Annotated in this window: 10 protein-coding genes; 4 read left to right on the top strand and 6 right to left on the bottom strand. The window is 73.4% G+C overall.

What is annotated here, in order from left to right:
• Nucleotides 1-139 precede the first annotated feature (139 nt).
• Nucleotides 140-2,017: a protein kinase gene (locus AB0J08_RS25425; RefSeq protein ID WP_360638633.1), complete on the top strand. Its 1,878-nt coding sequence runs from the start codon at nucleotides 140-142 to the stop codon at nucleotides 2,015-2,017.
• A 59-nt stretch (nucleotides 2,018-2,076) separates the two neighbouring features.
• On the opposite strand, the gene AB0J08_RS25420 is transcribed toward AB0J08_RS25425, so the two are convergent.
• The 4 genes from AB0J08_RS25420 to AB0J08_RS25405 all read right to left on the bottom strand — a co-directional run bounded on the left by AB0J08_RS25420 (nucleotide 2,077) and on the right by AB0J08_RS25405 (nucleotide 7,990).
• Nucleotides 2,077-4,107, bottom strand: a complete 2,031-nt coding sequence (locus AB0J08_RS25420; protein ID WP_360638630.1) for a SpoIIE family protein phosphatase — start codon at nucleotides 4,105-4,107, stop codon at nucleotides 2,077-2,079.
• A 270-nt stretch (nucleotides 4,108-4,377) separates the two neighbouring features.
• Nucleotides 4,378-5,445: a polyprenyl synthetase family protein gene (locus AB0J08_RS25415; RefSeq protein WP_360638757.1), complete on the bottom strand. Its 1,068-nt coding sequence runs from the start codon at nucleotides 5,443-5,445 to the stop codon at nucleotides 4,378-4,380.
• Nucleotides 5,446-5,509: 64 nt separating this feature from the next.
• On the bottom strand, nucleotides 5,510-6,967 hold the full coding sequence (locus tag AB0J08_RS25410) for a hypothetical protein (protein ID WP_360638627.1): 1,458 nt from the start codon (nucleotides 6,965-6,967) through the stop codon (nucleotides 5,510-5,512).
• A gap of 123 nt (nucleotides 6,968-7,090) precedes the next feature.
• On the bottom strand, nucleotides 7,091-7,990 hold the full coding sequence (locus tag AB0J08_RS25405) for a PaaX family transcriptional regulator C-terminal domain-containing protein (protein ID WP_360638624.1): 900 nt from the start codon (nucleotides 7,988-7,990) through the stop codon (nucleotides 7,091-7,093).
• Nucleotides 7,991-8,100: 110 nt separating this feature from the next.
• Here AB0J08_RS25405 and AB0J08_RS25400 point away from each other — a divergent pair, with 110 nt between their 5' ends.
• The 3 genes from AB0J08_RS25400 to AB0J08_RS25390 all read left to right on the top strand — a co-directional run bounded on the left by AB0J08_RS25400 (nucleotide 8,101) and on the right by AB0J08_RS25390 (nucleotide 10,730).
• Nucleotides 8,101-9,156 carry an alpha/beta hydrolase gene (locus AB0J08_RS25400; RefSeq protein WP_360638622.1) on the top strand — a complete coding sequence of 352 codons (1,056 nt, stop codon included), beginning with the start codon at nucleotides 8,101-8,103 and terminating at the stop codon, nucleotides 9,154-9,156.
• On the top strand, nucleotides 9,153-10,358 hold the full coding sequence (locus AB0J08_RS25395) for a saccharopine dehydrogenase NADP-binding domain-containing protein (protein WP_360638619.1): 1,206 nt from the start codon (nucleotides 9,153-9,155) through the stop codon (nucleotides 10,356-10,358). The genes AB0J08_RS25400 and AB0J08_RS25395 overlap by 4 nt, the downstream gene beginning before the upstream one ends.
• An 84-nt stretch (nucleotides 10,359-10,442) precedes the next feature.
• The gene (locus tag AB0J08_RS25390) at nucleotides 10,443-10,730 is read left to right on the top strand and encodes a hypothetical protein (protein ID WP_360638616.1); all 288 of its coding nucleotides are present in this window, start codon (nucleotides 10,443-10,445) and stop codon (nucleotides 10,728-10,730) included.
• A gap of 142 nt (nucleotides 10,731-10,872) precedes the next feature.
• On the opposite strand, the gene cpt is transcribed toward AB0J08_RS25390, so the two are convergent.
• Together cpt and AB0J08_RS25380 are read right to left on the bottom strand one after the other, a co-directional pair.
• On the bottom strand, nucleotides 10,873-11,403 hold the full coding sequence (gene cpt, locus AB0J08_RS25385; protein WP_360638754.1) for a chloramphenicol phosphotransferase CPT: 531 nt from the start codon (nucleotides 11,401-11,403) through the stop codon (nucleotides 10,873-10,875).
• A 102-nt stretch (nucleotides 11,404-11,505) separates the two neighbouring features.
• A complete protein-coding gene (locus AB0J08_RS25380) occupies nucleotides 11,506-12,273 on the bottom strand; it encodes a hypothetical protein (protein ID WP_360638613.1) in 768 nt (255 codons plus the stop codon).
• Between the last annotated feature and the right edge of the window lie 10 nt (nucleotides 12,274-12,283).

Raw genomic sequence — 12,283 nt, 5'->3', positions numbered from 1 at the left:
CCGGTCGTCGACCGCCGCCGGGCGGCGGTCCAGCGGCAGCAGTCCGCCGGTCCGCTCTCCTCCGGCCCCGGACCGGGGATCCGGGGTACCGGCGGTCCCGGCCACGGGCGTGTCGGCGGCGTCTCCTACGATGACGGGCATGAACGCTGAGGAGTCGGACGCACGGCTCATCGACGGCCGCTTCGAACTGCTGCAACGGCTCGGCGGTGGAGGCATGGGCCTGGTCTGGCGCGCCCGGGACAACGCGCTGCACCGCGAGGTGGCGCTCAAGGAGGTCCGCCCGCTCGACCCGGCGATGGCGGCCGCCGACCCCGAGGGCGCGCGGGAGCTGCGCGAGCGGGTGCTCCGCGAGGCGCGGGCCCTGGCCCGGCTCCAGCACCCCCATGTGGTGATCATCCATCACATCGTCGACACCGCCGATCATCCCCACCCCTGGCTCGTCATGGAGCTGGTCGCCGGCGGCAGCCTCGCCGACCGGTTGGCCCGGGGCCCGCTCACCGTGCCCGAGGCGGCCCGGATCGGTCGCGGTGTGCTCGCGGCGCTGCGGGCCGCCCACGCCGCCGGCATCCAGCACCGCGACGTCAAGCCCGGGAACGTCCTGCTGCGGCCGGACGGCACGCCCGTCCTCACCGACTTCGGCATCGCCGCCATGCAGGACTCCACCGCCCTCACCAGTACCGGGGCTCTGATCGGCTCGCCCGAGTACATCGCGCCGGAGCGGATCCGTGGTGTGGAGGGCAACCCGTCCTCCGACCTGTGGTCGCTCGGCATGATGCTGTACGTCGCGGTCGAGGGCCACCACCCGCTGCGCCGCGCCAGCACACTCGCCACCCTCGCGGCCGTCCTCGACGAGCCGCTGCCGCCACCGGTGCGGTCGGGGCAGCTCGGCCCGCTGCTGGCCGCCCTGCTCGCCCGGGACCCGGCGGCCCGACCGGACGCGGAGCAGCTCGACCGGGCGCTCGCGGCCGCCGAGGCCGGGACCGCCCCGGGGGCGGCCGCCGCTGCGGTGGCCTGGTCGCCCACGAGCCTCGACACCCCGCGTCCCGGTCCGGCTCCGTGGCCGGGCGCCGAGCCGGGGGTGTTCGCACCGTACGGTTCCGCCTCGGCGTCCGGCGCGGACCATGCCTCCGGCTCCGGCTCCGGCTTCGGCTCCGGCTCCGGCTCTGGCTCCGGCTCTGGCTCCGGCTCCGAGCCGGTCGACGCGGTCGGCCGCCCGAGCCCCGCCGGGCCGCTCCACCCGGGCCAGCCTGGTCACCCGACCGACGCGCCGCCGTACGACCGGCCGGGCCCGGTGTCCGCTCCGGTGCCCGCGCCGCGCGGCAGGCGGGTGCGGGCGGTCACGTTCTCGGTGGTCGCCCTCGCGCTGACCGGCGTCCTCACCTGGAACCTCTGGCCCGATGGCGGCGCTCACGGCAATGCCGGTTCCGGTGCCGCCCCGGGCCCGGGGGCGACCGGTCCGGCGGCGACCGGCGCCGCGGACCCGACCGCGACCGGTGACGCTTCGACCCCGGCCGCCCCCCTGCCCGCCCCCTCCTCACCGGACACCCCGAAGTCCGCGCCCCCGTCCACCGTCGAGCCGGACTTCCTCACCCCGGCGGGCGTCCGCACCACGGTCGACGCCGTCCGCCCGTACCTGGCCGATTCCAGGATCACCAGGCTCACCGTCTACCCCACCTACGCGAGTGCCGAGGGGCCGACCGCCGCCGACGCCACGGTCTACGACCGGCTCAGCTACCGCGACGGCAAGGTCACCCGCTCCCCTGGCGGCACCATGACGTCCCGTGAGAAGACCGTCGACCTGCGGAGTTTCGACTGGGAGATCATTCCGGCGCTGCTCCAGAAGGCCCAGGACACGCTGAACGTCCCCAACCCGACCAGCCGTTACCTCATCATCGGTCCGGACAGCAGCGACGGTACGCCCAGCATCCGGGTCTACCTCTCCGGCGCGTACGGCGGCGGTTACCTGTCCGCCGACACCAAGGGCAAGGTCAAGCGGTCGTTCCCCCGCGGTACCTGAGCGTCCGTCCCTGAGCGTCCGCGCGTGCCCCGGCCGCGGGCGCGGTCGCGGGCGTCGACTCAGCCGGGCGACGGCAGCACCCGGAAGGCCAGCACGGCGATGTCGTCCCGGGTGTCGGCGACCTGGGCGAGCACGTGGTCGCAGAGTTCGTCCAGCGGCCGGCGGCCGACCTCGCCCGCCGCCGCTGCCAGCCGCTCCAGACCGGAGGAGAGGTTCTCCCCGGGCACCTCGACCAGCCCGTCGGTGTAGAGGAGCAGGGTGTCCCCGGGCCCGATCTCGGCGTAGTGGGTGTGGCGCGGCTCGGAGGGGGCGACGCAGAGCGGCACGTCGGTCTCCTCGGTGCTCAGGAACCGGGGCTCGCCCGAGGCGGGCACCAGCAGCGGCGGCGGGTGGCCGGCGTTGGACCAGGCCGCCCGCCAGCCTTCGCCGCCGAACCTCAGGTTCAGGTGGACGGCGGTGGCGAAGGCGGCCACGCCGAGGCCGTCGGCGGCCGTGTCGAGCGCGGTGAGCGTGTCGGCGGGGGTGTGCAGGTGGGTGCGGTTGTAGGCGACGGACCGCAGCATGCTGCGCAACTGTCCCATGGTGGTGGCGGCGGTGAGGTCGTGCCCGGCCACGTCGCCGATGGTCAGGGCCAGCGAGCCGTCGGGCAGGAGGAACGCGTCGTACCAGTCGCCGCCGACCTCGGCGGCCCGGTTGCCGGGCTGGTAGCGGGCGGCGAGTTCGGCGCCGGGGACGGAGGGCGGGGCGGTGAGCAGTGCCCGCTGGAGGACGACCGCCACCTGCCGGGTGCGCTGGAGTTCGAGGGTCTGGCGCAGGGTCGCCTGGGCGCGCTGGAGGACTTCCTGGAGCAGGTCGATGTCGGCCCGGCCAGGGGGCGGGGTGTCCTCGCAGCTGGCCGCCGCGGCGAGGGCGACGGTGGTGCCGTCGATCACGATGGGCAGCAGGGTGAGGCTGGTGGCGTGGGCCCTGGTCAGCCACTGGGCCGACTCCCGGGGGACGACGCCGGGCGGGACGCCGCCGACCGGGAAGGTGAGCAGGGCCGGGGTCTGGCGGGCGACGACCCGCAGGGCGGCGGGCCCGAGCCGGTAGCTCTGCTGGCGCAGCATGGGCAGCGGCGGCAGGCCCGGCCGGGCGGTGGAGGCGATCCGGGTGCCGAGGATCTCGTCGGGCCGGGTGGTGTGCTCGCGGGTGGAGAGCAGGAACACCGTGCAGGCGTCGGTGAGCTCCGGGACGACGAGGTCCGCGATGGCGGCGAAGGCATCGTCGGGGCGGGCGGTCTCGGTGACCGCGAGGGCTCCGGCGAGCAGGCGCTCGCGCAGCCGGTTGCGCCAGCGGTCCTCGACGTCGGACGTGGCCCCGACCCACTCCGCCGGCCGGCCCTCGCGGACGATCGGCACCGCGCGGGCGGCGATGTGCCGGTACTCCCCGGAGGCGGTGAGCACCCGGAAGGTGTGCTCGAACATGGACGGCTCACCGGCCGCCGCCTTGGTCCACTGCTCGGCCAGTCCGGTGCGGTCCCGGGGGTGGATGAGGTCGAACCACGCGGGGTCCATGGTCTCCCGCCAGGGCTGCCCGGTGAGCCGCTGCCAGCCGGGTACGAGCTCGGCCATGGTGCCGTCCGCGCGGATGATCCAGACCAGTTGGGAGACCGCGGAGATCAGCGCCTCGTACCGCTCCAGGGCGCGCAGGCGGTCGGTGGAGAGCTGTTCGGCCTGCTGGGCGGTGTGCACCTCGGTGGTGGTGTCGATCGCGGCGATCAGGATGCCGGGGCCGAAGCGGGAGGAGATCGGTGAGCAGCTGTAGACGAAGTGCCGGTGGTCGTCGTCCTCGTCCCCCGGCCGCTCCAGCGTCCGGGGCGTGGTCACCTGGCGGGCGATGCCGTCGTCGAGGACGAGGTCGAGCGTGTCGAAGAACCGCTCCACCCCGGGCTCGCCGAACAGCTCCCGGACGGGCACGCCGACCGACCGCGGTCCGAAGAGCTCGCGGAAGGCGTCGTTGCGGTAGACCAGGCGGTGCTCCCGGCCCGCGGTCAGGGCGATCGCCACGATCGCCCGGTCGAAGACCTCGGGTGTCAGCTGCGGCTCGACCACCCCGTGGTGCCCCCTTGTCCGGTGTTGTGCCGTGTGGCGCTCGGGTGCCCGGCCCTCCCGACGGACGGCGCCGCCGCCCACCGGTCGGCGATCACCGGGGCCGCCCCTGGCACGATACGTTCTGACCGGTACGTCTGTACCGTTATGCCACGATTGTCGCCCTTGAGGGGGTTGGGGTGTCAGCACCCGGCAGTCGACTGTCCGCCGGAGGGCGAAGCGTCCTCACTCGTCCGGCAGCACGCCGACCGTCCGCCGGAGTCCGAACCGCTCTCAGCCGCCCGGCACCACGCTCCACAGCGGCAGACCCTCGAAGAAGGCCACGGCCTCCTCGCGCCAGTACGGACGCCAGCCCGCGGCTTCGGCGCCGGCGGCCTCGGCACAGCGGCGCATGTCGGCGCGGAGCCTCCCGTCCACGCCCAGGTGGCGGGCCAGGTCGCGGACACGCTCGACCGTCCCGGCGGAACAGTGCGGATCACCGAGCGCGGACTCCACCACGGCCCGCTGCGCCTCGTTCGCGGCGGCGAGCAGCGCGCTCACGGCGTAGCTGCGGCGGCCCGCGCGGAGGTCGGCGCCGGTGGACTTCCCGGTGGCGGCCTCGTCGCCGAACAGGTCGAGGTAGTCGTCGCGCAGCTGGCCGCCGACACCGACCAGGGTCGCGTACCGGCGCAGCCGCGCGTCGTGGGCGGCCACGTCCTCACCGGCGGCCAGCAGCCCCAGCCGCAGCGGGGCGAGGACGGAGTACCGGGTGGACTTGTACTCGCAGACGGTGTGCAGGAACTCCTCGTCCGGGAGCTCCTGGAAGTCGCGTTCGAGGTCGACGATCTGGCCGGCGACCGTCTCCGCGGCGGCGTTCAGCTGCACCTCCAGCATGGCCTGGCGCAGCTCGGCGGGGACGTCCGCCTCCAGCAGGACCCGCATCGAGAGGAAGGCGGCGAGGTCCCCGGCCAGGACGGCCAGGCCCAGGGCGGTGCGGTCCGCCGCCGGGAACTCCCGGCGGTAGGCGTAGTAGGTGGACGGGCCGCCGCGGCGTACGGGTGCGTCGTCGATGATGTCGTCGTGGACGAGCCCGTGCGTCTGGAGCAGCTCGATGCTCAGCGCGGCCTCCGCCAGGCCGGGTACCGGGTCGGTGGTCACTAGCCGGGCCGCCTCGTGGAGCAGGGCGACCCGCAGCCGCTTGCCGCCGCGTAGCGAGAGGTCGCGCAGCAGCTCCAGGCAGCGCGGGGTGAAGCGGCTGAGCGGCGGTGTGTCGAGGTGCTCCGGCAGGGAGGCGAAGTAGGCCTCGAAGAGGAGGTCGAACCGGCGCCGGTGCCCGGCGGCTCGTTCGCGGGCGGCTGCCATGATCGTCTCGTTCACGAGCTCTACCCTCGCATCCGCGCGAGCGCGACCGACGTCGGGGTCGGGCCTAGTCGGTTCGCCCGCGGAGCCAGTCCCCGAGGAGTGTCGCGGCTTCGCGCTCCTCCGTCTCCGACCGACGTGTGTCCTCCTCCCAGGCCACGGTTCGGAAGAGTCCCAGTCCTCGCCACTCGTCCAGCGGCTGCTCCAGGTCCTCACCGTTGATCTCGTCGAGGTACCGGCCCTCGGCGCTGTAGATCAATCGGAGTTCGGCGCCCACGAGGTGGTACTGGTCGTGCTCCGGGAAGAGCTGTCCCTGCATCGGCAGCGTCCGGTCCAGCTCCATGCCGCCGAGATAGCTCGGCACCTCCTCACGCAGCGCCTCGTCGAGGTCCCTGATCTGTTCCGTGCTGAGCCCGGTGACGGTGGACACGGCGAGGTTGCGTACCTCGATCAGTGCGGAGAGCCTCGGAACCGTCAGGGACTTCCAGAGCGAAGGCGCGCGGGCCAGCAGGTGTGCGGCGATGTCGGCCGCAGTGGCCCCCGCGTCGACGGCACGGCTCACCGGCAGGCTCGCGACGGCAACGCCGAGGTCGCGACGGTACTCGGGGGCGACTCTCGTCGCTTGGCCCAGCACCTCCCGGTCGATCTGGCCCGGGAGCACCTGGTCTTCGTCGAAGAGCAGGGCGATGCCGGTGCGAGTCATGGCCGTTCCTTCTCGGGTCCGGGAGAGGAGGGGAGGTTCCCCGCCGTGCGTGGAGAATTCGTTCCGGAAGTCCGCGGTGGTGAGCCCGGTCGGCGTTCGCAGTGCGGACGAGTTCAGGTGCCTCAGCTGCGACTGGAACGGGTTCTCGGGCTGGCCGAAGACGAGCGCGGAGACGCGGATGGTGCCGTCGTCCAGGACCGCTGCCACGGTACCCAGCCCGGAGTAGACCAGTGGGTTCCGCGCGGCGTCGTGAAGCGTGCCCGAAGCCGTGGACGTCGTGAGCCACCGCGGGTCGAACGTGATGATCACCCGGCGATCGCCGATGTCGAACAGGAGGTGCGGGTCCTTCGCGAGGACGCCGGTGGGCTCCGACGGGGGCATCCTCGGGGGGTTGCGGCAGCGCATCCTCGCTTCGAAGGAGACCAGCAGGCCTCGGTCCACGTTGTCGATCGTGCTCGCGCAGAGCTTCGTTGCCTCTTCGGAATTCCAGGTCTCGAACAAGGGTTTGACGCTGGAGACGAACACCCCCGGGGCCACTCCCTGGTTGCGGAACGGCTTCGTGCCGTCGAGCCCCGCGGTCCTCGCCGCGCCGAGGACCGCCCCGCCGTCCGCGAGCATCGCGATCCGCGGCAGGTTGACCAGATCGACACTGGAGAAACGGGCTCGCCAGGTGTGCGACGACTGTCGCAGCCTCTCCGTGACGACCTCGTCGGGGAGGCCGGACTCCGCCGCCGCGTTCACCACCACGACGTTCACACCGCCATGGATGCTTCCCGCCTGGACGGCCGCCCCGGAGACCTGGCCGGAGAGGTCGTTGCGCACCTCCGCCGGAGCAGGATGGTGCGTGCGGTCGTCCCCCGCCGGTTGCACGTCATGGCCTCGCTCTGGCTCACACCGGTCCGATGAGCCACGAACACTACCGGTGGCCGGTGTCACGCGGCCCCGTCAGGGGCGCGGCTCCCCGTGCTCGGTGGCAGTGATCTCGCGTACCGCCTGGTCGTAGCGGTGGAAGAGCCTGGGGCCGGGGGCTTCGTCGGCCTCCTCGGCGCGCAGCAGCAGCCGCCAGCAGTCGGCGGTCAGGGCTCGCGCCTCGGTGCCCGGCCAGGGCCGGGGCAGCAGTTCGGGCGGCAGTAGCGGGTCGGGAGTGGTCGCGCGGGTGAATTCGGCGGCCAGTTCGACGGTGACCGCGAGGCGCTCCGTCCGGCCCGGCGCGGCGGCGGCGGTGAGCCGGGCCAGCCGCTCGCGGGCGAGGGCGGCCAACCGGCGGTGGCCGTCGGCGACGTCCCCGAGCGGCCAGAGCCGGTGGGCCAGTGCGAGCGGGTCGGCCTCCCCTCCGATCCGCAGGTCGCTGCTGGTCAGCAAGGTGACGCAGTCCGCCACGCCGAGCCGGTCGGCCACCTCTTCCACATACGGCTCCCAGGGGTTGGCGCAGGCGTAGAGGCCGCCCTGGACGGCTGCTCCGCCGAGTCGCACCAGTTCCTCGCGAAGCGCGTCCCGGGCCGGCCGGGCGGTTTCGGGGACGGCGAACGCGGCGAGGTGCCAACTGCCGTCCCATGGCGCGAGCCCGGCGTCCTGGGCGTACATGTGGCGGACGAAGTCGACCTCGGGCTCGGCGGCCCGCCGGGCCTCGGCGCTCTCCCGCAGGACGGCGCGGCGGCCGCGGCCCTCCTGAACGAGCAGACCGTCGGCGGCCATCCGCTTGATACAGAGGCGCACCTGCTGGTCGCTCATGCCGAGCGTGCCGGCCACGTCGTAGAGCTCGCCCGCGTCGACGGTGCCGTCCGCCCGGACCATGCCCTCCACCAGTGTCCGAGTGGCGACCTCGGTCCGTGGTTCCTCCGCCATCGTGCCCGGTCCCTTCCGGTGGTCCGCCCTCGTCCAGCAGTGATTGTAGTACTCTCAGAACTATCGATAGTGAAACGATAGTTCTGGATTTGATAGATTGGACCCTCTCGATGGCACGACGGACACCCCGTGTTCGGCGCAGGCGGCTGCTCGGTTCCCTGCTCGCACTCGCCCTGCTGATCGCTGCGGCGGGCGGCTGGGTGCTCTACCGGAACAGCTATGACCTGCGGGAGCAGCGGGTCACCATCACCGGCGGCGCGCAGCCACTGGACGGCGTGCTCGCCCGGCCCGAGGGTGGCGAGGGGCCGTACGGCCTGGTGGTCTTCGTCCACGGCGACGGGCCGATCGACGCCACCCACGACACCTTCTACCGCCCGATCTGGGAGTCCCTGGCCGAGGCCGGCTACGCCTCGCTCTCCTGGAACAAGCCCGGCGTCGGCGGCGCCCCCGGCGACTGGCTCGACCAGAGCATGGACGACCGGGCCGACGAGGCCGCCGCCGCGATCGCCTGGGCCCGGTCGCAGCCCGGCGTCGACCCCGACCGGGTCGGCCTCTGGGGAGCCAGCCAGGCCGGCTGGGTGCTGCCCGAGATCGCCGAACGGGTGCCCGGCATCCGGTTCGTGATCGCCGTCTCCCCGGCGGTGAACTGGTTGCAGCAGGGTCGCTACAACCTGCTCGCCGAACTCGCCGAGGAGCACGCCCCGCAGAGCCGGATCGACGCCGAACTCGCCCGCCGGGAGCGCGTCAACGAACAGCTGCGCAAGGGGGCCACGTACGAGCAGGCCCGGGTCGCCGTCGGTGCCGACCTGGGCGACCTGACGCCCGCGCGCTGGCGGTTCGTCCTGAAGAACCACACCGCCGACGCCACCGCCGGCCTGGCTGCGCTCAAGGTGCCCGTCCTCCTGGTGCTTGGCGGCCGGGACCGCAACGTCGACATCGCGGACACCGAAGCCGCCTACCGCCGACTCCTCGCCGCGCCGGGCCAGTTGACCGTCCGCAGCTACCCGGCGGCCACCCACGGGCTGGCCAGGCCGGAGGTCGAGGACGGCTCGCTGTACGGCCTGTTCCTAGCCGTCACCTCGCCGCGTTCGGTCTTCACCGACGGCTACCTGGACGACCTGCGCCGCTTCGTGGCGACCGTGGCGCCGATCGGGGGCGGGCGGTGAGGATCCTCGCCCTCGGTGGCGCCGGAGCCATGGGCGCGGCCGCCGTCCGGGCCGCCGTGGCCCTGCCCGGTGTCGACGAACTCGTCGTCGCCGACCGGGACTTCGCCGCAGCTAGCCGACTGGTCGAGGAACTCAAGGCGTGCCAACCGAGATTGACGGCCCATCGGCTCGATGTGACGGATCCGGCGGGGCTCGACGCAGCGCTCGTCGCAGCGGACTTCGTGCTCAACACCGTGGGCCCCTACTACCGGTTCGGACCGGCGGTGCTGGCGGCCGCGATCCGCGCCGGCACCCACTACCTCGACCTCTGCGACGACTGGGAGCCGACGGTCCGGATGCTCGAACTCGACGGGGCCGCTCGCCGCTCCGGCGTCACCGCGGTCCTGGGGATGGGCGCCAGCCCCGGCATCTCCAACCTGTTCGCCGCCCTCGCCGCAGGCCGGCTCGACACCGTCCACGACGTGTACACCGCCTGGCCGGTCGACGTCCCCGACACCGGTGAGGCGCTCACCGGGCCGGACGGCCGGCCGGGCGCCGCCGCCGTCCACTGGATGGAGCAGATCAGCGGCACCGTCGCCGTCGTCGAGCGTGGCGAACCGGTGCGCCGGCCGCCGCTGCGCCCGGTCGCGCTGGCCCTGCCGGGCGGCCGCGGCGGCACCGGGTACACCGTCGGCCACCCCGAGCCGGTCACCCTGCACCGCAGCCTCGCGCCCGGCGGGAACGCGGCCTGCCTGATGGTCGTCACCCGGGGCACCGTGGCCTTCCTGGACGGCCTGCGGCGCGACCTCGACCGGGGGAGGCTGGACAACGAGTCGGCCGCGGCGCTGCTGGCCGACCCGCCGCTCGGACGCGCCCTGGCGGCCGGCGCCCGCGCCGCACGGTTGCGCGGGCCCGGGACGCTGCCGCCGTTCTTCGCCGCCGCCACCGGCCTGCGCGACGGCCGACCGCTCAGCGTCCTGGCCCGCCCGGCCGAGACCCGGCCGCGCCTGCTCGCCGACATGGCCCGGGCCACCGGCATCCCGCTCGCCCTCGGCCTGGCCCAGCTGCTGGACGGCACCGCCCGCCGGCCGGGCGTCCACCCGCCGGAGTCCGTCATCGACGCGCGGCGCTTCTTCCGGGACCTGGAGCCCCACTCGCCGGGCGTGGTGGTGGAGGAGGGCCCCGCCGGGGTTCCGGCCCGGAGCGGCCGCGCTCACCGGTGACCCGACGTGACCGCAGTTGCAGGGGGAGTCCGCCGGCGGAAGCCTGGAACTGCGGGACCGTTCACGATTGCGAGGTGATCAACCATGGCCAAGTTCGTGCCCAGGTACCAGGAGGAGGATCACCAGATCGAGTTCTGGGAGGTCGAGTTCACCGAGGAGGACTGGGACGAGTTCCACCAGGCGCCGCGCGAGTTCCTCAGGCGCATCACCGAGGCCGAGGGACGGGAGGTCAACCGCCTCCTCGTCGACGCGCGGCTGCTGGAGGTCAAACCCGACGGCAGCATCTGCCACGGGCACATCACGAGCTTCCACATCAGAACCGGGCCGGAGAAGTCGACCACCGGGTACAGCTGTTCCGGGCTCTGGGAATAGCCCCGGACGTCCGTCCAGCGCGAGGGGGAGCGGAGTTCCGTCGGTCGCCCCCGGTTCCGAGGTGGCGCGGCAACAGCGAGTCGGCGACGTGCCGTCGACCGGCACCGGCGCCGGCGACTGCGGCCCCGATCCGGGCCGCCGGTCACTCGACGTGTGCGGCGATGGTCCGTGCGCACTCCATCGACTCGGTGTGCGTGGTGTCCACCTCCAGGTCGTAGGCCACGCCCCGGTGGACCAGCTCCGCCTGGGAGGCGGCCATGCCGGTGATCCGATCGCCTCGGGCGACCTCACGGCCTGCGGCAACCGCGGCGTCACACCTGACGCCGACCCACAGCACCCGCAGCTCGCCCAGGGCCTTCCGCCACCGCTGCTGCGAGTCCGCTCCACCGAGGAAGACCTCGTCGACGACGACCCGGGCCCCCGCGCGGGCCATCGCGGCGATCCCCGCCAGCCATGCCGCCTCCAGTGCCCGGAACTCCGGCCCGACGGTCACCTCTCCGTCCGGAGCGAACGCGATCCCGCCGTCCGACGTCTGGATGGACGCCGGCATCGCCTCGACCAGGGTGTCCGTCCCCAGGGCCAGCCACGGGTCCGGCAGGACCGCCTGCAGACACCGCGCGATCCCGGACTTCCCCGAGCTGGAACCACCGTTGAGAACGATCACCTGAGTCATCACCGCGCCACAGTAGGGGCACCGGGGCAACGCGCGAAACGAATTACCGACGAGTCCCGGGCCGTGCGTGGGCGGCGTGCTCGTCGCGTCGGACCCGCCCGGTCACTGGAAGATGACGACCGGGTGGATGTCCAGGGCGCCGTCCTCGGCGTTCCAGTCCCTGACCTTCCCCAGGCAGCTGCCGGAGAACTCGGCGGCGGGAGTGTGCCGGCGCAGGCCCGCGTTGGCGCAGGCCAGGCGGACACGGGCCGCGGGGACGGCGGTACCGATGCCGGCGTAGGGGGCGATGAAGACGGTGGTGCCGCTCGGGTCCTCGGAGGTCCGGGCGGCCAGCCGGAATCTTCCCTTGACCAGCACGTAGTCCTCGACGTGGCTCAGCAGGGTGCTCTTGGGCAGCGGGTCGGACTGGCCGAGATCGCTCAGCAGCTTCACGAGCGCCGCGTTCTTGCGGACGGTGCCGGTCTTGAGGTTGGCGTGGACGATGCCGTTCCCCTTCTCGATGGCGGCGACGAGGATTCCGATCACCTCGATGGGGGTGTGGGTCTGGACGTAGTTGGTGATCAGTTGTTCCCCCCGGGTCTTCTCGAAGCCCAGCGTGCCGTCCGGGGTGGTGGCGCTGACCGTGTAGCCGCCGTTGGTCTGGTGCTCGACCGCCTGGACGAGGGCCGCGGAGTGACGGCCCATCTGGTAGCTGTCGGTGATGGCGGAATCGTCCAGGTAGACGCAGATGCCCTGGGTGAGGTCCAGCCCCGTGATCCGTTGGGCGCGCAGTTCCAGGTAGCAGTACACGATGAGGAAGACCAGGCTCGCGACAGCTGCCGCCCAGACGGACAGGGGGAGCCACCACTCGCCGAACCAGAGCTTGGACATGGCCGTCGCT

It is taken from the genome of Kitasatospora sp. NPDC050463, assembly GCF_040655255.1.
GTDB lineage: Bacteria > Actinomycetota > Actinomycetes > Streptomycetales > Streptomycetaceae > Kitasatospora.
Note: the sequence above shows the minus strand (reverse complement) of the source record. Positions and strands in the feature narration are given on the sequence as shown.